The sequence below is a fragment of the Pseudomonas sp. S2_A02 genome (assembly GCF_054668495.1).
In genome coordinates, this window is the sequence record NZ_CP162776.1 from 1,666,973 (window position 1) to 1,690,090 (window position 23,118).

Sequence of the window (23,118 nt, forward strand, 5' to 3'; positions counted from 1 at the left end):
CCTTCCGTGATCCAGTTTTTACTAAACCAGGAACTCCGTAGCGAGCACGCCCTGGACCCGAACCTGACCGTGCTCAATTACCTGCGCGAACATGTGGGCAAGCCCGGCACCAAAGAAGGCTGCGCCAGCGGCGACTGTGGCGCCTGCACCGTGGTGGTCGGCGAGTTGCAGACGGACGACTTGGGCCGCGAACACATTCGCTATCGCAGCCTCAACTCGTGCCTGACGTTCGTCTCCTCCTTGCACGGCAAGCAACTGATCAGCGTCGAGGACCTCAAGCACCAAGGCGAGCTGCACAGCGTGCAAAAAGCCATGGTCGAGTGCCACGGCTCGCAATGCGGTTTCTGCACCCCGGGCTTCGTGATGTCGCTGTTCGCGCTGCAAAAGAACAGCGACGAGCCCGACGCCCATAAAGCCCACGAAGCGCTGGCCGGCAATCTCTGCCGTTGCACCGGATATCGGCCGATCCTGGCCGCTGCCGAGCAATCCTGCTGCGGCAAACAACCCGACCAATTCGATGCTCGCGAAGCGGACACTATCGCCCGCCTGAAAGCCATCGCCCCCACCGATATCGGCGAACTCAACAGTGGCGACAAACGCTGCCTGGTGCCGTTGACCGTGGCCGATCTGGCAGACCTCTACGACGCTTATCCACAGGCCCGCCTGCTGGCCGGTGGTACGGATCTGGCGCTGGAAGTCACCCAGTTCCACCGCACCTTGCCGGTGATGATCTACGTCGGCAACGTCGCCGAAATGAAACGCATCGAACGCTTCGACGATCGCCTGGAGATCGGCGCCGCTACCGCCCTCTCCGACTGCTACGACGCCTTGAAGGCCGAGTACCCGGACTTCGGCGAATTGCTGCAACGCTTCGCCTCCTTGCAGATCCGCAATCAGGGCACCCTCGGCGGCAACATCGGTAACGCCTCGCCGATTGGTGACTCGCCACCGCTGCTGATCGCCCTCGGCGCGCAGATCATCCTGTGCAAAGGCGAAATCCGCCGCACCATGGCCCTGGAAGATTACTTCATCGATTACCGGGTCACCGCGCGTCAGGAAAGCGAGTTCATCGAGAAGATCATCGTGCCGCGCGCCAGCGTTGAACAACTGTTCCGCGCCTATAAGGTTTCGAAGCGTCTGGACGATGACATTTCCGCCGTTTGTGCCGCGTTCAACCTGCGCATCGGCACCGGCGTGATCGCCGACGCCCGCGTTGCCTTCGGCGGCATGGCGGCCATTCCAAAACGCGCCAAACACTGCGAAGCCGCCCTGCTGGGTGCGCCGTTCAACAACGCTACCCTCGAACGCGCCTGCGCTGCATTGGCCGAAGACTTCACGCCACTCTCGGACTTCCGCGCCAGCAAGGAATACCGCCTGCTCAGCGCGCAGAACCTGCTGCGCAAATACTTCATCGAACTGCAAACACCGCACATCGAGACTCGGGTGACCGCTTATGTCTAATCATCACGCTGTAGAGAAGACCCAAGCCGAACTGGCTGAATTGTTCGCCAAGGACCTGACCACCGGAGTCGGCCGCAGCGTCAAGCACGACAGCGCCGACAAGCATGTGTCCGGTGAAGCGCAGTACATCGACGATCGGCTGGAATTCCCCAATCAGTTGCACGTTTACGCACGGCTGTCGGACCGCGCCCACGCGAAAATCATCAGCATCGACACCAAGCCCTGCTACACCTTCGAAGGCGTGCGCATCGCCATTACCCACGAAGATGTGCCGGGCCTGAAAGACATCGGTCCATTGCTGCCGGGCGACCCGTTGCTGGCCATCGATGACGTACAATTCGTCGGTCAACCGGTACTCGCCGTCGCAGCGAAAGACCTCGAAACAGCGCGTAAAGCAGCGATGGCCGCAATCATCGAATACGAAGATCTCGAACCGGTTCTGGACGTGGTCGAAGCCCTGCGCAAACGCCACTTTGTGCTCGACAGCCACACGCATCAGCGCGGCGATTCGGCGACTGCTTTGGCCACTGCTGAACATCGCATCCAAGGCACGCTGCACATCGGCGGCCAGGAACACTTTTATCTGGAAACCCAGATCTCTTCGGTGATGCCGACTGAAGACGGCGGCATGATTGTTTACTGCTCGACCCAGAACCCCACTGAAGTGCAGAAACTGGTGGCGGAAGTACTGGACGTGTCGATGAACAAAATCGTCGTCGACATGCGCCGCATGGGCGGTGGTTTCGGCGGCAAGGAAACTCAAGCGGCAAGCCCGGCATGCCTGTGCGCAGTGATTGCGCACCTGACCGGTCAACCGACCAAAATGCGTCTGCCGCGTGTCGAAGACATGCTGATGACCGGCAAGCGTCACCCGTTTTACGTCGAGTACGACGTGGGTTTCGACAGCACCGGCCGCCTGCACGGCATTGCGCTGGAACTGGCCGGTAACTGCGGTTGCTCACCGGACTTGTCGGCGTCAATTGTCGACCGTGCGATGTTCCATGCCGACAACTCGTACTACCTGGGCGACGCGACCATCAACGGTCACCGCTGCAAGACCAACACCGCGTCGAACACGGCTTACCGTGGTTTCGGCGGCCCGCAAGGCATGGTCGCCATCGAAGAAGTGATGGACGCGATTGCCCGGCATCTGGGCCTCGATCCGCTGGCGGTGCGCAAGGCCAACTACTACGGCAAGACCGAGCGCAACGTCACCCATTACTACCAGACCGTCGAGCACAACATGCTCGAGGAAATGACCGCCGAACTGGAAGAAAGCAGCCAGTACGCAGAGCGTCGCGAAGCGATCCGTCGCTACAACGCCAACAGCCCGATCCTGAAAAAGGGCCTGGCGCTGACCCCGGTGAAATTCGGTATTTCCTTCACCGCCAGTTTCCTCAATCAGGCCGGTGCACTGATCCACATTTACACCGACGGTAGCATCCACCTGAACCACGGCGGTACCGAAATGGGCCAGGGTCTGAACACCAAGGTTGCGCAAGTCGTGGCTGAAGTATTCCAGGTGGAAATGGACCGCGTGCAGATCACCGCGACCAACACCGACAAGGTTCCGAACACTTCGCCAACCGCTGCGTCGAGCGGCGCCGACCTCAATGGCAAAGCGGCGCAAAACGCGGCGCAAATCATCAAGAAGCGCTTAGTGGAATTCGCCGCGCGGCAATACAAGGTCAGTGAAGAAGACGTGGAATTCCACAACGGTCACGTGCGGGTTCGCGATCACATTCTGACGTTTGAATCGCTGATCCAGCAGGCGTATTTCGCTCAGGTTTCGCTGTCGAGCACCGGCTTCTACAAGACCCCGAAAATCTACTACGACCGCAGTCAGGCCCGTGGTCGGCCGTTCTACTACTACGCCTTCGGTGCGGCCTGCGCCGAGGTGATCGTCGATACCCTGACCGGCGAGTACAAGATGCTGCGCACCGACATCCTTCACGACGTCGGCGACTCGCTGAACCCGGCGATCGATATCGGTCAGGTCGAGGGTGGTTTCATCCAGGGCATGGGTTGGCTGACCATGGAAGAACTGGTGTGGAACGATAAAGGCAAACTGATGACCAGCGGCCCAGCCAGCTACAAGATCCCGGCGGTGGCGGACATGCCATTGGACCTGCGGGTGAAACTGGTGGAAAACCGCAAGAACCCGGAAGACACGGTGTTCCATTCCAAGGCCGTGGGCGAGCCGCCGTTCATGCTTGGGATCGCCGCGTGGTGCGCGATCAAGGATGCCGTGGCCAGTTTGGGCGACTACCAGCATCAACCGAAAATCGACGCACCGGCGACCCCGGAGCGGGTGTTGTGGGGCTGTGAGCAGATGCGGCAGTTGAAAGCGGTGAAAGCCGTGGAAGCTGAAACCGAGGTGGTTTGATCGTTCCCACGCTCTGCGTGGGAATGCAGCCCGCGACGCTCTGCGTCGCATTGTGAACAGCGGACGCGGAGCGTCCAGAGATGCATTCCCACGCAGAGCGTGGGAACGATCTTGAGAGGTGAACCATGTACAACTGGATCGACGCCCTCGCCGACCTGCAAACCCGGGGTGAACCCTGTGTGTTGGTGACCATCATCGAAGAGCTCGGCTCGACGCCGCGTAATGCCGGCTCGAAAATGGTCATCAGCGCCACGCAAACGTTCGACACCATCGGTGGCGGGCACCTGGAATACAAGGCCATGCAGATCGGCCGCGAGATGCTGGCCAGCGGCCGACAGGACACCCATCTGGAGCGCTTCAGCCTTGGCGCCAGCCTGGGCCAGTGCTGCGGCGGCGTGACCGTATTGCTGTTCGAACCGATGGGCCAGGTCCAGGCGCAGATTGCGGTGTTCGGCGCCGGCCACGTCGGTCGGGCGCTGGTACCGCTGCTCGCCAGCCTGCCCTGCCGGGTGCGCTGGATCGACTCACGGGAAGCTGAGTTCCCCGAACAGATTCCCCACGGCGTACGCAAAATCGTCACCGAAGAACCGGTGGATGAAGTCGATGACCTGCCCGCCGGCAGCTACTGCATCGTCATGACCCACAACCACCAACTCGACCTCGAACTCACCGCCGCGATCCTCAAGCGCAACGACTTCGCCTACTTCGGCCTGATCGGTTCGAAGACCAAACGAGTGAAGTTCGAACATCGCCTGCGTGACCGCGGTTTCGACAGCAGCGTGCTGCAACGCATGCGCTGCCCGATGGGCATCGGCGAAGTCAAAGGCAAGTTGCCTGTGGAAATCGCCATCTCCATCGCCGGCGAAATCATCGCCACCTATAACGCGAATTTCGGCCAGCACACTGCCAGCGCCGGATCATCGATCGCCAAACTGCTGCCTGCTTCACGCCGCAGCCAAGCTTTGAACTGAAAAGCTTCGAACTAATTGAGAACTCACATGCCTCTGACTCGCAAAGCCTACCGCGCCGCCCTCCTGCACAGCATCGCCGACCCCGCCGAAGTGGGCATCGAAGCCTCGTATGAGTATTTCGAAGACGGCTTGCTGGTGGTCGATAACGGCCAGATCAGTGCCATCGGCCACGCCAGCGAATTGCTGCCGACCCTGCCGGCCGACATCGAGATTACTCATTATCAGGACGCACTGATCACCCCTGGCTTCATCGACACCCACATCCACTTGCCACAAACCGGCATGGTCGGCGCCTACGGCGAACAGCTTCTGGACTGGCTGAATACCTACACCTTCCCGTGCGAAAGCCAGTTCGCCGACAAGGCCCACGCTGATGAAGTGGCGGACATTTTCATCAAGGAACTGCTGCGCAACGGCACCACCACTGCATTGGTGTTCGGCAGCGTGCATCCGCAATCGGTGAATTCGTTCTTCGAGGTCGCCGAACAGCTGAACCTGCGGATGATCGCCGGCAAGGTGATGATGGACCGCAACGCGCCGGACTACCTGACCGACACCGCCGAATCGAGCTACGTCGAAAGCAAGGCGCTGATTGAGCGCTGGCACGGCAAGGGTCGCCTGCACTACGCAGTCACCCCACGCTTCGCCCCGACCAGCACCCCGGAACAACTGACCCTCGCCGGCCAGCTGCTGAGTGAATATCCGGATCTGTACATGCAGACTCACATCAGCGAAAACTTGAAGGAAGTCGAGTGGGTCAAGGCGCTGTTCCCTGAGCGCAAGGGCTATCTGGATGTCTACGATCACTACCAATTGCTCGGCGAACGCTCGGTGTTCGCCCACGGCGTTCACCTGTGCGACGACGAATGTGCGCGACTGGCGCAGACGGGTTCAGCGATTGCGTTCTGCCCGACCTCCAACCTGTTCCTCGGCAGCGGCTTGTTCAATCTGCCGATGGCCGAGAAACACAAACTCAATGTTGGCCTCGGTACCGACGTCGGCGGCGGCACCAGTTTCTCGCTGCTGCAAACCCTGAACGAAGCCTACAAAGTCATGCAACTGCAAGGCGCAAGGCTGAGCCCGTTCAAGTCGCTGTACCTGGCCACCCTCGGCGGCGCCCGCGCCCTGCGCCTGGAAGACAAGATCGGTACCCTGCAACCGGGCACCGACGCAGACTTCCTGGTGCTGGACTACAACGCCACGCCACTGCTCGGCTATCGCCTGAAGCAGGCCAATAACATTGCCGAGATGTTGTTTGTATTGATGACGCTGGGGGATGACCGGACGGTGTTGCAGACGTATGCGGCGGGGAATCTGGTGCATCAGCGCTAAGATCTTCCGGGCTGATCGTTCCCATGCTCCGCGTGGGAATGCCTCTAGGGACGCTCCGCGTCCAGTGACGCGGAGCGTCACGGGCCGCATTCCCACGCAGAGCGTGGGAACGATTAGTGTCATTTGAAATGCATTCCCCTGTGGGAGCGAGCCTGCTCGCGATGGGCGCGACTCGGTCTATCAGAGTTTCGCGACCGGCCGCCCCGGCTTCTTGGTCTGCAACAAATGCGAAAACACCGCATGCAAATCATCCGACGCACTTTCTTCGTCGAGGTTGAGTTTGCTGTCGATGTGGTCCATGTGATGCATCATCAGGTCCACCGCCAGCGTCGCGTCCCGGGCTTCGATCGCGTCGATCAACTGGGTGTGTTCATCATAAGAACAGTGGGAACGGTTGCCGCTCTCGTACTGGGCGATGATCAACGAAGTCTGGGACACCAGGCTGCGCTGGAAGCTGATCAGCGGTGCGTTTTTCGCCGCTTCGGCCAGTTTTAAATGGAACTCGCCGGACAGACGGATACCGGCACCACGATCGCCACGGGAAAAACTGTCGCGCTCGTCGTTGACCATCTGCCGCAGTTCGAGAAGTTGCTCGGCGGTGGCGTGCTGAACCGCCAATTCAGTGATCGCCCGCTCCACCAGACGCCGCGCCAGAAACACCTGACGGGCCTCTTCGACACTCGGGCTGGCGACGACAGCGCCGCGATTCGGTCGCAGCAACACCACGCCTTCATGGGCCAGACGCGACAGCGCGCGGCGAATGATGGTGCGGCTGACCCCGAAAATTTCCCCCAGCGCTTCTTCGCTCAACTTGGTGCCGGGCGCCAGACGCTGTTCGAGGATGGCCTCGAAGATATGCGCGTAGACAATATCGTCCTGGGTACCGCTACGGCCGGCTTTGCCTGCTCGCGGTTGTTTCTTGAGGGGTTGCAACTGTTCGTTCATGGGCACTCGAGTCGGGAGAACTGCGGCGAATTGACCGTGACTGTAATACGGCACAGTGGGTCGCTGGCAAGTATCGCGTAAAAAACACCGCGATTGTACACAATGGACGGTGGCAACACGACTGTACGGCTGTTTGTCGCCCTCGCTGTATTGCAACGACCGGTTACTTTTCAGTTTAGGCTTGAACGCAGAATCCGTGGCCAAACGCGATGCCCTGTAGGAGCGAGGCTTGCCCGCGAAGGCGTCGTGTCATTCAACATTGATATCGACTGACACTACGCCTTCGCGGGCAAGCCTCGCTCCTACAGGGTTCAGCGGTTACGGACATCTTTAGCCGAACAAGGAACACCGCTGTCATGACCGACGCCACGCACACGCAGCTTCGCCCCCTGACTGACACATCACCCTCGGCCATCGTCGCCGGGTTCATCGCCATGATGACCGGCTACACCAGTTCACTGGTGCTGATGTTCCAGGCCGGGCAAGCGGCGGGGCTGACCAGCGGGCAGATTTCGTCGTGGATCTGGGCGATCTCCATTGGCATGGCGGTATGCTCGATCGGCTTGTCCCTGCGCTACCGCACCCCGATCACTATCGCCTGGTCGACCCCCGGTGCAGCATTGCTGATCACCAGCCTGGGCGGTGTCAGTTACGGCGAGGCCATCGGCGCCTACATCACTTGCGCAGTGCTGGTGACCATTTGCGGCCTGACCGGCAGTTTTGAACGGCTGGTGAAAAAGATTCCGGCCTCATTGGCAGCGGCGTTGCTGGCGGGAATTCTGTTCAAGATCGGCAGCGAGATTTTCGTCGCCGCCCAGCACCGCACTGCGCTGGTCCTGGGGATGTTCTTCACGTATCTGGTGGTTAAACGCCTGTCACCGCGCTACGCCGTGCTGGCCGCGCTGTTGATCGGCACAACACTGTCGGGGTTTATGGGGTTGCTGGATTTCAGTAGCTTCCACCTCGAAGTCGCGACGCCGGTCTGGACCACGCCGCATTTCTCCCTGGCCGCGACCATCAGCATCGGCATCCCGCTGTTCGTGGTGGCGATGACCTCGCAGAACATGCCGGGCATCGCCGTATTGCGCGCCGACGGCTACAACGTGCCGGCCTCGCCACTGATCACCACCACCGGCATCGCCTCGTTGCTGTTGGCGCCATTCGGCTCCCATGGGATCAACCTGGCGGCCATCAGCGCGGCGATCTGCACCGGGCCGCATGCCCATGAAGATCGCAACAAGCGCTACACCGCAGCCGTCTGGTGCGGGATTTTCTACGGGATTGCCGGGGTGTTCGGCGCGACGCTGGCGGCGTTGTTTGCCGCATTGCCTAAAGAGTTGGTGCTGTCGATTGCCGCGCTGGCGTTGTTCGGCTCGATCATCAATGGGTTGAGTATTGCCATGGCGCAAGTGCAGGAACGGGAAGCAGCACTGATTACCTTTATGGTGACGGCGTCGGGGCTGACGCTGTTTTCCATCGGTTCGGCGTTCTGGGGGATTGTGGCGGGGGTGTTGACGCTGGTGATTCTAAACTGGCGCAAAGCCTGAAAAGCAAAGGATCTTCACAAAAAAAACGGCGACCCTTGGGTCGCCGTTTTTTAGCACATCAAGCTACCGGATTGATCGGCTTTTCCGGGTACCAGACGTCGATCAGCGGGCTGACGGTTGCTTCGGTCAGTTCGCTGCGGCCTTTGAGCCAGGCTTCAACAGCGGCACGCTGCTCTTCGGAAACCGAGCCACGCTTCTGCAGGCAAACCAGACCGAAGTCGTCGCCGCCAACATAGCCCAGACCGTTGGCTTCCATGGCTTCTTTCAGGAACGCGTCGAGGAAAGCATCAATGGCTTCATCAGCCAAATCTTCTTTGAAATCCAGGTTCAGTTCGAAACCCAGCTCTTGAAATTCATCGACGCACAGTTTTTTGCGCAGACGCTGGGAACGGTTAGTCGCCATTGGAACAATCCTCATAAGTAATAACGGGCCGCACTTTAGCAGTTTAAGGCGCCGATTGCCCGCCTCAGAACGGCGCTACACCTACCGTCGGTAAAAAAATAGCGGATTAGACGACCGGGGTAAGGCACAAGCTGTTGCACCTTGGGGCATAATGCCGACACTTTCATGACCACTGAGGGAATTTATTTCCATGCCCTCGTCTTTTTTCCCCTCGGCTGTAGGGTTTTATTTCAGATGATCAAATCTTTGCGTCCATTGCTGCTGGCCAGTCTTCTTCTACCCCTGGCCCTTCCCGTTTCCGCCGCTTCGATCAACACCGCCCTGTCGCCCAACGTCGAAAAGGCTCTCAAGGCCAGCAAACTGCAGGACAGTGCCCTGTCGCTGGTGATGATCCCGCTCAATGGCCCGGGCACCCCAACCATTCATAACGCTGACGTTTCGGTTAACCCGGCCTCGACCATGAAGCTGGTGACCACGTATGCCGCGCTGGAAATGCTTGGCCCGAACCACCAGTGGAAAACCGAGTTCTACACCGACGGCACCCTTAGCGGGGGCATCCTCAACGGCAACCTCTACCTCAAGGGTGGCGGCGATCCGAAGCTGAACATGGAAAAACTCTGGCTGCTGATGCGCGATTTGCGCGCCAACGGCGTGACCCAGGTCACCGGCGACCTGGTGCTGGACCGCGGCTTCTTCGTACAACCGCAACTGCCTGAATTCAACGACGACGGCAATGATGAGAACAAACCGTTCCTGGTCAAACCCGACGCGCTGCTGGTTAACCTCAAGGCCCTGCGCTTCGTGGCCCGCAACGACTCGGGCAAGGTCCTGGTGTCGGTCGAACCGCCGATTGCCAGCATCCGCATCGACAATCAGGTCAAGGCGCTCAACTCCAAGCAGTGCACCGGCGGGGTGCGTTACAACCCGGTGACCCAGGCTGATGGCAGCGTCACCGTGACCGTCGGTGGCCAGTTGGGCGAAGGCTGCAGTTCCCAGACCTATCTGTCGCTGCTCGATCACGCGACCTACACCGCCGGCGCCGTGCGGGCGATCTGGAAGGAATTGGGCGGCAGCATCCAGGGCCAGGATCGTCTGGCACCGACGCCGAGCAACGCCAAGGTGCTCGCCCGGGCCTATTCGCCAGACCTGGCGGAAATCATTCGCGACATCAACAAATACAGTAACAACACCATGGCTCAGCAGTTGTTCCTGAGCCTGGGCCAGAAGTTCCGCACCGACGCCGACGGCGACGACGCCAAGGCCGCCCAGCGCGTGGTGCGTCAGTGGCTGGCAAGAAAAGGCATTACTGCGCCGCACCTGGTGATGGAGAACGGCTCCGGCCTGTCCCGTGCCGAGCGAGTGAGTGCCCGTGAGATGGCCGCGATGTTGCAAGCCGCCTGGCGCAGCCCGTATTCCGCCGAGTTCATCAGCTCGATGCCAATCGCCGGCACCGACGGCACCATGCGCAAACGCCTGAAGACTACCGCGATGCGCGGTGAAGCCCACGTCAAGACCGGCACCCTGAATACCGTGCGTGCCATCTCCGGCTTCAGCCGCGACATCAATGGCAATACCTGGGCGGTAGTGGCGATCCTCAACGACAAGGCACCGTTTGGCGCCTCCTCGGTGCTGGATCAGGTGCTGCTGGACCTGTATCGCCAGCCGAAACTGCCGGAAACGGCTTCGGTGTTGTAAACCGATCGTCCAGACACTGGAGATCAAATGTGGGAGCGGGCTTGCTCGCGAAGAGGGGGTGTCAGTCGACATTAATGTTGCCTGACACCCCCTCTTCGCGAGCAAGCCCGCTCCCACATTGATTTGGGGCAAAGCACAGCATTGCGATTAGTCCACAGGGATTGCATGCGCCTTGGTTAGCTCATCTGCCCCTCAACCCGATCCCTTCCCGCCTGCTTCGCTGCATACACCCCTGAGTCCGCCCGCAACAGCAGCGCATCCGCGCCCTCTCCGGCCCGCCAGCTGGCAATCCCGAAACTCGCGGTGACAATCCCGACCTCGTCGATCGGCGCACTGCGCAACCCTTGCCACAACTCCACGGCCAACACATGGGCCTGTTCGCCGTCGATATCCGGACAAAGCACCATGAACTCTTCGCCGCCCAGGCGACAGAACACATCAGTGCGCCGCAGGCGACCGCCAATGCGCTCGCACACGGCCTGCAACACCCGATCACCCATGGCATGACCGTGCTGATCATTGATGCGCTTGAAGTGATCGATGTCGAGCATGATCACCGACAACTCGCCACCGCCGCGCTCGACCCGGGCCATTTCGGTGGTCAAGCGCTCCTGGAAGTAGCGACGGTTATGGATTCCGGTCAGGGAGTCAGTCACTGACAGTGCGCGCAATTCCTCTTCCACGCGCTTGAGGTCGGAGATGTCCGAGATGAAACCATGCCATAGCACACCGCCCCCGGGCAGTTCCTCTGGAGTTGCTTCGCCGCGGACCCAGCGCAGACCTCGCTGGGGCAATTGCACGCGATATTCCTCGCGCCAAGGGCTGAGGGTGTCCGCCGACGCCTGGATCGACGCGCGGACCCGACGCGAGTCCTGAGGATGAATCCGCGCGAACACCGCTTCGGCGTTGAGCAATAGCACATCCGGCTCAAGTTCGTAGATATCGCGCATACCGTCGCTGGCGTAGATCACGCTGAAACGCCCATCGAATTCCATCTTGAACTGGTAGATCCCGCCGGGCACATGGGCGCTGAGTTTCTTCAACAACAGGTCCCGTGCCGCCAGGGCCTCGTGGACACGCTTGCGCTCGGTGATATCGATACAGATCGCCAGGTGGCCGACCCACAAGCCTTGCTCGTCGAGGACCGGGGTCGCCAGCATGTTCACCGTCAAATGGCTGCCGTCGTGGCGGACCAGCGTCCACTCCCGGGCTTCGTGACCGCCCTCTTCCCCGCCTTCGACCAGCATCGCCTGACACGTCGGGATTGGCTTGCCATAGCGCGCGCTCAACTCCGCCGAGCGTGCTTCGAGTTCCCGGGGCAGGTGCAGGTTTTCCAGGGTCATGTGGCCCACGGCCTGCGCACTGAAGTAACCAAGCATCTGCTCTGCGCCGGCGTTGAAGGTGCTGATGATTCCGCGCAGGTCGGTGGCGATGATCGCCACCTGAGTTGCGGCATCCAGCACACCGCGCAACTGGCCATGCGTGCCGCGCAACTCTTGCTCACGGTCGTGAAGTTCCCGGGTCCGCTGCTCCACCATTTTCAGCGCCCGCTGGCGCTGGCTGACCAGCACATAGAGAAACACACTGAGCAGCAGGCTGAGCAAACCGCCGAGCACCACCAGGCTGGCCACCGAGGAATGGTTGGCTTTCAGGAACGCGACGCTGGGGCGCATATCCACTTGATAATCATGGTCGGCCAGACGTAGCACGCGCGTGGAGGACAAGTCACTGGCCCCCGCCGTGTTGGTCGACTCGTACAACACTTCGTGTTGATCATCGGTGGACAAGTCGAGAATACGCACCGAGAGAGAATCATGATTCTCTTCCGGCAGCCCGTCCGCCAACAGCTGGCGCATGCTGATCACCGCCATGACATACCCGGCGGGCGCGGCGTTCGGAAGGTTCTGACGGATGACTGGCGCTACCAGCAACACGCCCCGCGAATAGGCGGGCTCGATGCCGACCAGATGCAACGGTTGCGACACGGTCATGCGGCCATTGCGATCGGCCCGTTCCAGGGTCGAACGACGCAGGGGTTGAGCCAGCAAATCGTAACCCAGCGGCGTGGGCAGTCGGCTTTGGGTTTGGGTGTATAGCACCGGTACGTACTCGTCCCGTTCCGTGGCCAGTTGCAACTGGCCATCGGCGGTGAGTTCGCGAAAGGTGAAATCGCCCAAGCCTTCTTCACGCACCACGCGTTCAAGCAGGGGACGTTCAGCACGGGAAACCCGTGGAGCCCAGGAGTAGGCCTGGGTGCGACGTAAAAGAGGTTTGGCGTAACCGTCGAATTCCTCGCGGGACACCGATCCGGAATTGAGGAAGAATCGGCGCAGGCCGTCGAGGCGCTGCTCCTGATCTTCGAAACGTTCTTCGATACGGCTGTAACGTTCACTGGCGAGCAGCTGGAAACGTTGCCGCAATTGCTGATGAAATTGATTGAACGTCGCCCAGGCCAGCAATCCCGTGAGAATCCCGCCGACGAGCAACGCCAGCAGCGCGACCAGCCAGGCCGAAACATCTTCGCGGATAAAACCCAGGATCTTGGGGCGCACGGCGTGTAACGACATAGATACAACTCAAAACGCCAGGTGCCGGAAAAGCCCATTGGCCATGAGTTGAGTTATAGCTATTAGCCACTAATTTGACCAGCACTGAAAGGACCCAAGAGCCTTTAAAAATCAAGGCCCTGTGGATCCAATCGTGTTTAAGGGTCAGCGAGCGGTGATTTTCCAGGCACGGTGAATCTTGCCATTACGGGCGAAATCCGGATCGATGGTCTGGGCGGTGATTTCTTCAACGGCATAACGCTCGGTGAGGTTTTCCTCGAGCTGGAACTTGCGGAAGTTGTTGGAGAAGTACAACACCCCGCCCGGCGCCAGACGTGCCATGGCCAGGTCGATCAACTGCACCTGATCACGCTGCACGTCGAAAATCCCTTCCATGCGCTTGGAGTTGGAGAAGGTCGGCGGGTCGATGAAGATCAAGTCGTACTCGTCACGGCAGGCATCGAGCCAGGCCATCACATCGCCCTGCTCCAGACGGTTCTTGTCGGAGAAACCGTTCAGCGACAGGTTGCGACGCGCCCAATCCAGATAGGTTTTCGACAGGTCGACGCTGGTGGTGCTGCGCGCACCGCCCTTGGCCGCATGAACGCTGGCGGTCGCTGTGTAGCAATACAGGTTGAGGAAGCGCTTGCCGGCCGCCTCTTTCTGGATTCGCATGCGCATCGGCCGGTGGTCGAGGAACAGCCCGGTGTCGAGGTAGTCGGTGAGGTTCACCAGCAGCTTCACGCCGCCTTCGTTGACCTCATTGAACTTGCCCTGTGCACTCTGGCGTTCGTACTGCTTGGTGCCGCTCTGACGCTCGCGACGCTTGACCACCACGCGGTTCTTGTCGATGTTCAACGCTTGCGGGATCGCCGCCAGGGCATCGAACATCCGCGCCGAGGCTTTTTCCGGATCGATGGACTTCGGTGCGGCGTATTCCTGAACGTGGACCCAGTCGTGATACAGGTCGATGGCCATGGAATATTCCGGCATGTCGGCATCGTAGACGCGGTAGCAGTCGATGCCTTCACGCTTGACCCACTTGCCCAGCGCCTTGAGGTTTTTTTGCAGACGGTTGGCAAACATCTGCCCGCCTTCGCTCAAGCGCGGTTGCTCGATCACCACCGGGGCCGGCTTGATCGGGTTACCGTTCTTGTTGTACTTCTCGTATTTGCCCGGCGCTTCGATGTTCGACGGCGCATCGGACTCGGCCTGTTCGCGCTCGATCTGGCGCTGTTCCGGAGTACGACGCTCGCCGGTGACGAACTGGTCCGGCGTGACCTTGATCAGCAGCAATTTGCACGGCAAGGCACCGTTCCAGAACGAGTATTGCTTGTGGCTGCGGATGCCCATGCGCTTGCCCAGGTCCGGGGCGCCAGTGAACACCGCCGCTTCCCAGTTCAAGCATGCCTGACGCAGACGTTCGCCAAGGTTCTGGTAGAGATAAAGCAGGCTCGCCTCATCGCCCAGACGCTCGCCGTACGGAGGGTTGCAGATCACCAGGCCTTTCTGGTTCTGGTCCGGGCGCGGCTCGAAGGTCGCGACTTCACCCTGATAGATCTTGATCCACTCGCTCAGGCCGGCACGTTCGACGTTATTGCGGCCCGGTTGAATCAGGCGTGGGTCAGCTTCATAACCGCGAATCCACAGCGGTGGCTTGGCCAGGCCGGCTGCGGCGCGTTCGGTGGCTTCTTCGTGGAGCTTTTTCCACAGCGCCGGCACGTGACCGAGCCAGGCGGTGAAGCCCCATTGCTCGCGACGCAGGTTCGGCGCCATGTCGGCGGCGATCATCGCGGCTTCGACCAGGAACGTACCGACACCGCACATCGGGTCAGCCAGCGCGCCGCCATCGGCGGCAATTCGTGGCCAGCCGGAACGGATCAAAATCGCCGCCGCGAGGTTTTCCTTCAGCGGTGCCGCGCCTTGCTGCAAGCGATAACCGCGCTGGTGCAGGCTGTGACCAGACAGGTCGAGAGAAAGAATCGCTTCACCACGGTCCAGGCGCAGGTGAATGCGCAGGTCCGGGTTGAGTTTGTCGATCGACGGACGGTCGCCTTGCGGAGTACGCAGTTTGTCGACGATGGCGTCTTTGACTTTCAAGGCGCCGAAGTGGGTGTTGTCGATGCCCGAGCCGTGACCGCTGAATTCGACGGCCAGGGTGCCATCGTTGAGCATGTGGTCTTGCCACTCGATATCCAGCACACCGTGGTAGAGGTCTTCGGCGTCCTTCATCGGGAAACGCTTGAGCACCAGCAGCACGCGGTTCGCCAGACGCGACCACAGGCAAAGGCGATAGGCGGTTTCCATGGTGGCCATGCCGCGCACAGCCGAGGTGTGCTCACGTGCTTCCTCAAGGCCAAGCCCGACGGCTTCCTCGATGAGCAGGCCTTCAAGGCCTTTGGGGCAAGTGAGGAAGAGTTCGAAACGATCGGACATGGTAATTCCAGAGCCTTTAGCTAAGTGAACCGGCAACGCATTGCCGATCCGGTTTTCAATCAGGCGTTTTTCTAACAGAACGCCCGCGTGGCACGAAGGTGCGCCTTCCACCCTGACTGCTCGGGTTAAAAGAGCTTAGATGCCAGGACAGATATAAAAGTTGATGCAACAAAATGTCATAAGTCGACCCTTCGTCGAATAGTCCCCGAGTGCAACGGGTGTCATTCTCGTTAAAGGCTTACCCCATCCTCCAGCGCAGGGCCAATCATACCGGGCTTTGGCCAATAAACACGGGACAAATATCGTGTTACTTATGGCCATAGCATCTTTATGGTTACGTTCTTATGACAAAACGATCATTCCCTCGATGTGACGCATTGGTTAGAACTCAACTCAGGTTGACGTCGCAACGGCGTCAACACCTTGGCTCGCGACGCCGGCAGCGAGCCACCAACGGCAGAATTTTTCTGCCTGACCTCGATTGAGGTCGACGCGATACATACAGTCAACAAGTGAGGGAAACACCCTATGAGAAGACTTAAGCGTGATCCGTTGGAAAGAGCATTTTTGCGCGGATATCAATATGGCGTTGGTGGTAAATCCCGTGAGCTTTGCCCCTTTACTCTACCGTCGGTACGCCAAGCCTGGATCAATGGCTGGCGAGAAGGACGCGGCGACAACTGGGACGGTATGACCGGCACTGCGGGAATCCACAGACTCAACGAACTTCACGCCGTCGGCTAATACAGGGCACACACTCCGACACGACAATCTGATTACGCAACGACTTAACCACGCACGTCCCATCCGGACGGCGGGCTTCGGCCCAGGGGCTCCTTCGAGGAGCCCTTTTTTATGCCTGCAAAAATTGCGGTGGGCTTTTGTGGCGAGGGAGCTTGCTCCCGCTGGGCTGCGAAGCGGCCCCAAAAACCAATCAACTCGGTGTATCAGGTAAAACGCGATTGCAGGATTTACGACTGCTTTGCAGCCGAACGGGAGCAAGCTCCCTCGCCACAAAAGCCTTTACCCAAGGCTACCCAGGTTTCAGCGTAGGGCGGCGATGGCATCCACCGATTCACGAATCAGCGCCGGGCCTTTGTAGATGAAGCCAGAGTAAAGCTGCACCAAACTCGCACCCGCGGCGATTTTCTCAGCCGCGTGCTTGCCTTCGGTGATGCCGCCAACGGCAATAATCGGCAAGCGACCGGCCAGCTCCGCCGCCAGCACCTTCACAGTGTGAGTGCTCTTGTCGCGAACCGGTGCACCGGACAATCCGCCCGCCTCGTCACCATGTTCCATGCCTTCGACGCCAACGCGACTCAGGGTGGTGTTGGTGGCGATCACTGCGTCCATCCCGGTTTCAATCAACGCTTGGGCGACTTGAGCGGTTTCTTCGTCGGTCATGTCCGGCGCGATCTTGATCGCCAGCGGAACATGTTTGCCGTGACGCAGCGCCAGCTCCGCCCGGCGGGTGGCCAGGTCGGCGAGCAATTGCTTGAGCGAATCGCCGAATTGCAGGCTGCGCAGGCCCGGGGTGTTCGGCGAGCTGACGTTGACCGTCACATAGCTGGCGTGGGCATAGACCTTGTCCAGGCAGATCAGGTAGTCGTCGACCGCACGTTCAACCGGCGTATCGAAATTCTTGCCGATGTTGATGCCCAGCACGCCCTTGTACTTGGCTGCCGCCACGCGAGCGAGCAAGTGATCGACGCCGAGGTTGTTGAAGCCCATGCGATTGATGATCGCCTCGGCGTCCGGCAAGCGGAAAATCCGTGGTTTCGGGTTGCCCGGTTGCGGACGCGGCGTGATGGTGCCGATTTCGACAAAACCGAAACCCAATTGGGCAAACCCATCGATCGCTGCGCCGTTTTTGTCGAGACCGGCCGCCAAACCCACCGGGTTCGGGAACTCCAGGCCCATGACCGTTACCGGCAGTTTCGCCGGTGCCTTGCACAGCAAGCCGTTGAGGCCCAAACGCCCGCCCGCGCCGATCAGGTCCAGGGACAGATCGTGGGAGGTTTCCGGGGAAAGTTTGAACAGCAGCTGACGGGCCAGGGTGTACATGGGCAGGCTTGACTCGGTTGGCGATGAGAGGCGGCGATTATAGCCGCGCATCTGGGCTTCACGCGAGGCGCGCAACAAAATCAGCCAGCGATGGCATATGCCTTGCACCATCACAGGCATCAGCACTCATGCCAACGGCGGGATGAGTGGAAGGACAATGGCGTCGTCACCCGGCTTTGCTCACGCAAGAGCCTTGGGACGACGCTTTTTTTTGGAAGGTGCGAAATCGATGAATGAACCATCAGCCGGCCCACTGGCCTGGGTCAATGGCAGCGATGCCCCGGAAAAAACCGCAATCAACCTCGGCTTCATGGCCCTGAGCGACTGCGCCTCAGTGGTGGTCGCGGCCACTCAGGGCTTCGCCCAACCGTACGGCCTGACCCTGAACCTCAAGCGCCAATCGTCCTGGGCCAACCTGCGGGACAAACTGGTCAGCGGCGAACTCGACGCCGTCCATAGCCTGTACGGCCTGATTTACGCCGTGCACTTGGGCATCGGCGGCGTAGCCTCCACCGACATGGCCGTGCTCATGGGGCTGAACCAGAACGGCCAGAGCATCAACCTCTCCCACGGCTTGCAGGCCTTGGGCGTGACCAGTCCTGAAGCATTGGACCGGCACGTGCACCAAAGTCGCCCAAAACTGACCTTCGCTCAGACATTTCCTACGGGCACCCACGCCATGTGGCTGTATTACTGGCTCGCGAGCCAGGGCATTCATCCGTTACAGGATGTCGACAGCGTGGTGGTCCCGCCGCCGCAAATGGTGGCGCACCTGCAAGCCGGGCGCATCGACGGTTTCTGCGTCGGCGAGCCGTGGGCGGCCAGTGCGGTGCAGCAGAATCTCGGGTTTACGATGGCCACCAGCCAGACCCTCTGGCCCGATCACCCGGAAAAAGTCCTCGGCTGTACCCGCGCCTTCGTCGAGCAATACCCCAACACCGCACGGGCATTGGTGATGGCGATCCTCGAAGCCAGCCGATTCATCGAAGCCAGCCGCGAAAATCGCCGCAGCACCGCGCAACTGTTGAGTGCGCCTGAGTATCTGGATGCACCGCTCGATTGCATCGAACCACGCTTGCTCGGTGACTACGCCGATGGTTTGGGCAATTGCTGGCAAGACCCGCACGCCATGCGTTTCCACGGTGATGGCGGGGTCAATTTTCCGTATTTGTCCGACGGCATGTGGTTCATGACCCAGTTCCGGCGTTGGGGTTTACTGCGTGACGACCCGGATTACCTCGGTGTGGCCCGTCAGGTCCAGCAACTAGACTTATACCGTGAGGCCGCCACCGCTGTCGGTGTGTCCGCCCGGAGTCAGGAAATGCGCAGCAGTCAGTTGATCGACGGCAAAGTCTGGGACGGTTCGGACCCGGCCGGCTATGCCCGCAGCTTCACCCTGCACGCCATGAGCGACAGCGCTCCCCTTCTCGCCAGCCGCTGACAGGAGCCTACGAATATGTTGCGTATCCTGCTGATCAATGACACTGCGAAAAAAGTCGGGCGCCTGAAAGCAGCTCTGACCGAAGCCGGGTTCGAGGTCATCGACGAGTCCGGCCTGACCATTGACCTGCCCGCGCGCGTCGAAACGGTGCGTCCGGACGTGATCCTGATCGATACCGAGTCACCGAGCCGCGATGTGATGGAGCAAGTGGTGCTGGTGACCCGTGACCAACCACGGCCGATTGTGATGTTCACCGACGAGCACGATCCCGATGTGATGCGCCGCGCGATCAAGTCCGGCGTCAGTGCCTACATCGTCGAAGGCATTCACGCACAACGCTTGCAGCCGATTCTCGACGTGGCCATGGCGCGCTTTGAAAGCGACCAGGCCCTGCGCGCGCAACTGCACGCCCGCGACCAGCAACTGGCCGAGCGCAAGCGCATCGAACTGGCCAAGGGGCTGCTGATGAAGATGAAGGACTGCAACGAAGAAGAGGCCTACACCCTGATGCGCCGCCAGGCCATGAGCCGCCAGCAGAAGCTGATACAGGTGGCGGAGCAGATCATTGCCATGAGTGAGTTGCTTGGCTGAAGCCTTGCGGAGCCTGTGCAGACGCCTTCGCGGGCAAGCCTCGCTCCTACAGGTTTTGTGTCGTTTACAACATCTGAACTCACCACCAAACCTGTAGGAGCGAGGATTGCCCGCGAATGGCCACACCGCGATCTCACGTGTTGGCACAAATCTCGCTAAGTAAAACCCTACAAGGTAACCAACGGCGGTTGCCCCACCTACGACAAAGACGTCGCTCACCTCATTCGCCCCCTCGGCGGATCGGGTAGCGGCGTTTTTCCGTTTTGGCCCCAGAGACCGGGGCTGGTGGTGCGGCCGTTGTGGCGCCCCACCTGCAAGCTCATGACTCCTTCTTGATACGCCTGACAGCTGAGGTGCGCGATGAATTCAAGCTTCTGGAAATCCGGCCATACCCCGACACTGTTCGCAGCCTTCCTCTATTTCGATCTGAGCTTCATGGTCTGGTACCTGCTCGGCCCTCTGGCGGTGCAGATCGCTGCTGATCTGCACCTGACTACCCAACAGCGCGGGCTGGTGGTGGCCACGCCGATTCTGGCCGGGGCCGTATTGCGCTTTGCGATGGGCCTGCTGGCTGATCGCCTGTCGCCAAAAACCGCCGGGATAATCGGCCAGGTGATCGTCATCTGCGCCCTGTTCGTCGCCTGGAAAGTCGGCATCCACAGTTACGAGCAAGCGCTGTTGCTGGGCCTGTTCCTCGGCATGGCCGGTGCGTCCTTCGCCGTCGCCCTGCCGTTGGCCTCGCAATGGTATCCGCCGCAGCACCAGGGCAAAGCCATGGGCATCGCCGGTGCCGGTAACTCGGGCACCGTTCTCGCTGCCTTGATCGCCCCGGTATTGGCCGCTGCATTTGGCTGGAGCAACGTGTTCGGCTTCGCCCTGATCCCGCTGATCCTGACCCTGATCGTCTTCGCCTGGCTGGCCAAAAATGCACCCGAGCGCCCGAAAGCCAAATCCGTGTCTGACTATTTCAAGGCCTTGGGTGACCGCGACAGCTGGTGGTTCATGTTTTTCTACAGCGTGACCTTCGGTGGCTTCATCGGTCTGGCCAGCGCCCTGCCCGGCTACTTCAACGACCAATACGGTCTGAGCCCGGTGACCGCCGGCTACTACACTGCTGCATGTGTGTTCGGTGGCAGCCTGATGCGTCCGTTGGGCGGCGCGCTGGCGGATCGCTTCGGCGGGATTCGTACCCTGCTGGCGATGTACACCGTGGCGGCGATCTGCATTGCGACGGTAGGTTTCAATCTGCCGAGTTCCTACGCCGCGTTGGCGCTTTTCGTCTGCACCATGCTCGGTTTGGGTGCAGGCAACGGTGCCGTATTCCAGTTGGTCCCGCAGCGTTTTCGTCGGGAGATCGGTGTGATGACCGGGCTGATCGGCATGGCCGGCGGCATCGGTGGCTTCGCACTGGCGGCCGGCATGGGCGCGATCAAGCAAAGCACCGGCAGCTATCAACTGGCCTTGTGGTTGTTCGCAAGCCTCGGTGTACTTGCCTGGTTCGGTCTGCACGGTGTGAAACGTCGCTGGAGAACCACTTGGGGTTCGGCCGCCGTCACCGCTGCACGGGTGTGAGGACTGAATGAGCCTGCAACTGAGCTTCGCCGAACACAGCGCCATCGGCCCCCGCGAGGAGAACCAGGACGCTCTGCGCCTGGTCACTCCGGCCCCGGCGCTGGCGGCGAGCAAGGGTTACCTGTTCGCCATCGCCGACGGCGTCAGCCAATGCGCCGATGGCGGGCTCGCCGCCCGTTCGACCTTGCAGGCCCTGGCGCTGGATTACTACGCCACCCCGGAAACCTGGGGCGTCGCCCAGGCATTGGACCGTCTGCTACTGGCGCAAAATCGCTGGTTGCAGGCGAACGGTGGCGGGCAACCGCTGCTGACCACCGTCAGTGCCTTGGTGATGCGTGGCCGGCGTTTCACTCTGGCTCACGTCGGCGATTGCCGGGTTTATCGCTGGCACGCCGACACGCTGCAACGGGTGAGTGAGGATCACGTCTGGGACCAGCCGGGCATGCAACATGTGCTTAAGCGGGCCCTTGGACTGGATCAACACTTGGTGCTGGACTTTCTCGATGGCGAATTGCGCCTGAACGAGAGTTTCGTGCTGCTCAGCGACGGCATTTGGGCCGTGCTGGGTGACACCGCCATTGCGGGCATTTTGCGCGATCAGCCTGACCTGAACAGTGCCGCGCAGACCCTGGTCAGCGCGGCACACCTGGCCGGCAGCCAGGACAACGCCAGCGCCCTGCTGGTGCGGGTCGATGCCCTCGGTGAAACCAGCATTGGCGACGCACTGATTCATCTGCAGCAATGGCCACTCCCGCCGGCGCTGAGGCCGGGCCAGAGCTTCGAAGGCTGGCAGGTCGAAGGGATTCTCGGCCAGAGCCAGCAATCGCTGCTCTACCGGGTGCGCGACGCACAACAACAGCCCTGGCTGCTGAAAACCTTACCCGGCGCGCTCCGTGACGATCATCAGGCCGGGCAGGCATTGTTGTCGGAGGAATGGTTTCTCAAGCGTGTGGCCGGGCGGCATTTTCCTGAAGTCCATGCCGCCAGTCAGCGTCAGCATTTGTACTACGTGATGCGGGATTATTCCGGGTCGACCTTGGCTGAGCTGCATGAGCGTGTCGCAACGTTGCCATTGGCTCAATGGCTGGACCTGGCCGAACGCCTGCTGCGAGCCATCGGCATATTGCATCGACGGCAGATTCTGCATCGCGATATCAAACCGGAGAATCTGCTGCTAGGGGACGACGGTGAGCTGCGCCTGCTGGATTTCGGCCTCGCCTACTGCCCCGGGCTGTCCGAAGATCAAGCTTGCGCCCTGCCCGGAACGCCCAGCTATATCGCGCCGGAAGCCTTTCGAGGTGACGCTCCTACACCACAACAGGATTTGTATGCAGTCGGCGTGACCTTGTATTACCTGCTGACCGGACATTATCCCTACGGCGAAATCGAAGCGTTCCAGCGCCCTCGGTTTGGTGTGCCTGTCAGCGCCAGTCGCTACCGGCCCGATCTGCCGGAATGGATTGCGCAAAGTCTGGAGCGCGCAGTGGCGGCGGCTCCGGATCAGCGCTTTGAAACAGCGGAAGAATGGTTGTTGCTACTGGAACAGGGAGAACGACGCAGTTTGAGCGTACGCCCCAGACCGTTGCTGGAGCGCGAACCGCTGAAAGTCTGGCGGACGTTGGCGCTGGTGTCGTTGCTGGTGAATCTGGTGCTGCTGTTTTTGCTGTTTCATGGTTGAGTTTTTCACTTCACCCAAAAGATCAAAAGATCAAAAGATCGCAGGCTGCG

The 23,118-nt window shown here is 60.4% G+C and carries 16 protein-coding genes; 11 read left to right on the forward strand and 5 right to left on the reverse strand.

Translation table 11 applies throughout. From position 1 onward, the window contains the following. Positions 1 to 6: 6 nt before the first annotated feature. The 4 genes from xdhA (at position 7) to guaD (ending at position 6,150) form a co-directional block, all read left to right on the forward strand. The gene (xdhA, locus tag AB4O41_RS07545) at positions 7 to 1,461 is read left to right on the forward strand and encodes a xanthine dehydrogenase small subunit (RefSeq protein ID WP_460146971.1); all 1,455 of its coding nucleotides are present in this window, start codon (positions 7 to 9) and stop codon (positions 1,459 to 1,461) included. After that, a complete protein-coding gene (gene xdhB, locus AB4O41_RS07550; RefSeq protein WP_460146973.1) occupies positions 1,454 to 3,847 on the forward strand; it encodes a xanthine dehydrogenase molybdopterin binding subunit in 2,394 nt (797 codons plus the stop codon). The genes xdhA and xdhB overlap by 8 nt, the downstream gene beginning before the upstream one ends. Positions 3,848 to 3,972: 125 nt before the next feature. Then, positions 3,973 to 4,818, forward strand: coding sequence for a xanthine dehydrogenase accessory protein XdhC (gene xdhC, locus AB4O41_RS07555; protein WP_123360034.1), 846 nt, complete (start codon positions 3,973 to 3,975; stop codon positions 4,816 to 4,818). 27 nt (positions 4,819 to 4,845) lie between these two features. Beyond that, positions 4,846 to 6,150: a guanine deaminase gene (gene guaD, locus AB4O41_RS07560; RefSeq protein WP_460146975.1), complete on the forward strand. Its 1,305-nt coding sequence runs from the start codon at positions 4,846 to 4,848 to the stop codon at positions 6,148 to 6,150. 180 nt (positions 6,151 to 6,330) lie between these two features. Here guaD and AB4O41_RS07565 read toward each other — a convergent pair whose 3' ends face one another. Next, positions 6,331 to 7,095: a GntR family transcriptional regulator gene (locus AB4O41_RS07565; protein ID WP_253551663.1), complete on the reverse strand. Its 765-nt coding sequence runs from the start codon at positions 7,093 to 7,095 to the stop codon at positions 6,331 to 6,333. 356 nt (positions 7,096 to 7,451) lie between these two features. Here AB4O41_RS07565 and AB4O41_RS07570 point away from each other — a divergent pair, with 356 nt between their 5' ends. Then, complete coding sequence (locus AB4O41_RS07570; protein WP_460146977.1) at positions 7,452 to 8,642, forward strand: benzoate/H(+) symporter BenE family transporter; 1,191 nt, start codon at positions 7,452 to 7,454, stop codon at positions 8,640 to 8,642. A 58-nt stretch (positions 8,643 to 8,700) separates the two neighbouring features. On the opposite strand, the gene AB4O41_RS07575 is transcribed toward AB4O41_RS07570, so the two are convergent. After that, positions 8,701 to 9,045, reverse strand: a complete 345-nt coding sequence (locus AB4O41_RS07575) for a YggL family protein (protein ID WP_007896965.1) — start codon at positions 9,043 to 9,045, stop codon at positions 8,701 to 8,703. A 234-nt stretch (positions 9,046 to 9,279) separates the two neighbouring features. Between AB4O41_RS07575 and dacB the strand changes: the two genes are divergently transcribed. Then, the gene (dacB, locus tag AB4O41_RS07580) at positions 9,280 to 10,740 is read left to right on the forward strand and encodes a D-alanyl-D-alanine carboxypeptidase/D-alanyl-D-alanine endopeptidase (RefSeq protein ID WP_460146979.1); all 1,461 of its coding nucleotides are present in this window, start codon (positions 9,280 to 9,282) and stop codon (positions 10,738 to 10,740) included. A gap of 176 nt (positions 10,741 to 10,916) precedes the next feature. Here the strand turns inward: dacB and AB4O41_RS07585 are convergent, their stop codons facing one another. Both AB4O41_RS07585 and rlmKL read right to left on the reverse strand, forming a co-directional pair. Beyond that, positions 10,917 to 13,307: a sensor domain-containing diguanylate cyclase gene (locus tag AB4O41_RS07585; RefSeq protein WP_460146981.1), complete on the reverse strand. Its 2,391-nt coding sequence runs from the start codon at positions 13,305 to 13,307 to the stop codon at positions 10,917 to 10,919. Positions 13,308 to 13,451: 144 nt separating this feature from the next. Then, positions 13,452 to 15,722, reverse strand: a complete 2,271-nt coding sequence (rlmKL, locus tag AB4O41_RS07590; RefSeq protein WP_123720838.1) for a bifunctional 23S rRNA (guanine(2069)-N(7))-methyltransferase RlmK/23S rRNA (guanine(2445)-N(2))-methyltransferase RlmL — start codon at positions 15,720 to 15,722, stop codon at positions 13,452 to 13,454. A gap of 528 nt (positions 15,723 to 16,250) precedes the next feature. Between rlmKL and rmf the strand changes: the two genes are divergently transcribed. Next, a complete protein-coding gene (gene rmf / locus AB4O41_RS07595; RefSeq protein WP_003223300.1) occupies positions 16,251 to 16,466 on the forward strand; it encodes a ribosome modulation factor in 216 nt (71 codons plus the stop codon). Between the two features lie 300 nt (positions 16,467 to 16,766). On the opposite strand, the gene AB4O41_RS07600 is transcribed toward rmf, so the two are convergent. Next, positions 16,767 to 17,786 carry a quinone-dependent dihydroorotate dehydrogenase gene (locus AB4O41_RS07600; protein WP_038980250.1) on the reverse strand — a complete coding sequence of 340 codons (1,020 nt, stop codon included), beginning with the start codon at positions 17,784 to 17,786 and terminating at the stop codon, positions 16,767 to 16,769. A 229-nt stretch (positions 17,787 to 18,015) separates the two neighbouring features. Here AB4O41_RS07600 and AB4O41_RS07605 point away from each other — a divergent pair, with 229 nt between their 5' ends. From AB4O41_RS07605 to AB4O41_RS07620, 4 genes are all read left to right on the forward strand, one after another. After that, positions 18,016 to 19,227, forward strand: a complete 1,212-nt coding sequence (locus AB4O41_RS07605; protein ID WP_460146984.1) for a CmpA/NrtA family ABC transporter substrate-binding protein — start codon at positions 18,016 to 18,018, stop codon at positions 19,225 to 19,227. Between the two features lie 15 nt (positions 19,228 to 19,242). Then, a complete protein-coding gene (locus AB4O41_RS07610) occupies positions 19,243 to 19,818 on the forward strand; it encodes an ANTAR domain-containing response regulator (RefSeq protein WP_008006986.1) in 576 nt (191 codons plus the stop codon). Positions 19,819 to 20,178: 360 nt separating this feature from the next. Continuing rightward, positions 20,179 to 21,390, forward strand: coding sequence for a nitrate/nitrite transporter (locus AB4O41_RS07615; protein ID WP_008006983.1), 1,212 nt, complete (start codon positions 20,179 to 20,181; stop codon positions 21,388 to 21,390). A 7-nt stretch (positions 21,391 to 21,397) separates the two neighbouring features. Continuing rightward, complete coding sequence (locus AB4O41_RS07620) at positions 21,398 to 23,068, forward strand: protein kinase domain-containing protein (RefSeq protein WP_460146987.1); 1,671 nt, start codon at positions 21,398 to 21,400, stop codon at positions 23,066 to 23,068. The last annotated feature ends 50 nt before the right edge of the window (positions 23,069 to 23,118 follow it).

Excerpts from the sequence above, each read along its gene's own strand:
- xdhB (WP_460146973.1), top strand. The coding sequence starts at position 1,454 with ATGTCTAATCATCACGCTGTAGAGAAGACCCAAGCCGAACTGGCTGAA.
- xdhC (WP_123360034.1), top strand. The coding sequence starts at position 3,973 with ATGTACAACTGGATCGACGCCCTCGCCGACCTGCAAACCCGGGGTGAA.
- guaD (WP_460146975.1), top strand. The coding sequence starts at position 4,846 with ATGCCTCTGACTCGCAAAGCCTACCGCGCCGCCCTCCTGCACAGCATC.
- AB4O41_RS07565 (WP_253551663.1), bottom strand. The coding sequence starts at position 7,095 with ATGAACGAACAGTTGCAACCCCTCAAGAAACAACCGCGAGCAGGCAAA.
- AB4O41_RS07570 (WP_460146977.1), top strand. The coding sequence starts at position 7,452 with ATGACCGACGCCACGCACACGCAGCTTCGCCCCCTGACTGACACATCA.
- AB4O41_RS07575 (WP_007896965.1), bottom strand. The coding sequence starts at position 9,045 with ATGGCGACTAACCGTTCCCAGCGTCTGCGCAAAAAACTGTGCGTCGAT.
- dacB (WP_460146979.1), top strand. The coding sequence starts at position 9,280 with ATGATCAAATCTTTGCGTCCATTGCTGCTGGCCAGTCTTCTTCTACCC.
- AB4O41_RS07585 (WP_460146981.1), bottom strand. The coding sequence starts at position 13,307 with ATGTCGTTACACGCCGTGCGCCCCAAGATCCTGGGTTTTATCCGCGAA.
- rlmKL (WP_123720838.1), bottom strand. The coding sequence starts at position 15,722 with ATGTCCGATCGTTTCGAACTCTTCCTCACTTGCCCCAAAGGCCTTGAA.
- rmf (WP_003223300.1), top strand. The coding sequence starts at position 16,251 with ATGAGAAGACTTAAGCGTGATCCGTTGGAAAGAGCATTTTTGCGCGGA.
- AB4O41_RS07600 (WP_038980250.1), bottom strand. The coding sequence starts at position 17,786 with ATGTACACCCTGGCCCGTCAGCTGCTGTTCAAACTTTCCCCGGAAACC.
- AB4O41_RS07605 (WP_460146984.1), top strand. The coding sequence starts at position 18,016 with ATGAATGAACCATCAGCCGGCCCACTGGCCTGGGTCAATGGCAGCGAT.
- AB4O41_RS07610 (WP_008006986.1), top strand. The coding sequence starts at position 19,243 with ATGTTGCGTATCCTGCTGATCAATGACACTGCGAAAAAAGTCGGGCGC.
- AB4O41_RS07615 (WP_008006983.1), top strand. The coding sequence starts at position 20,179 with ATGAATTCAAGCTTCTGGAAATCCGGCCATACCCCGACACTGTTCGCA.
- AB4O41_RS07620 (WP_460146987.1), top strand. The coding sequence starts at position 21,398 with ATGAGCCTGCAACTGAGCTTCGCCGAACACAGCGCCATCGGCCCCCGC.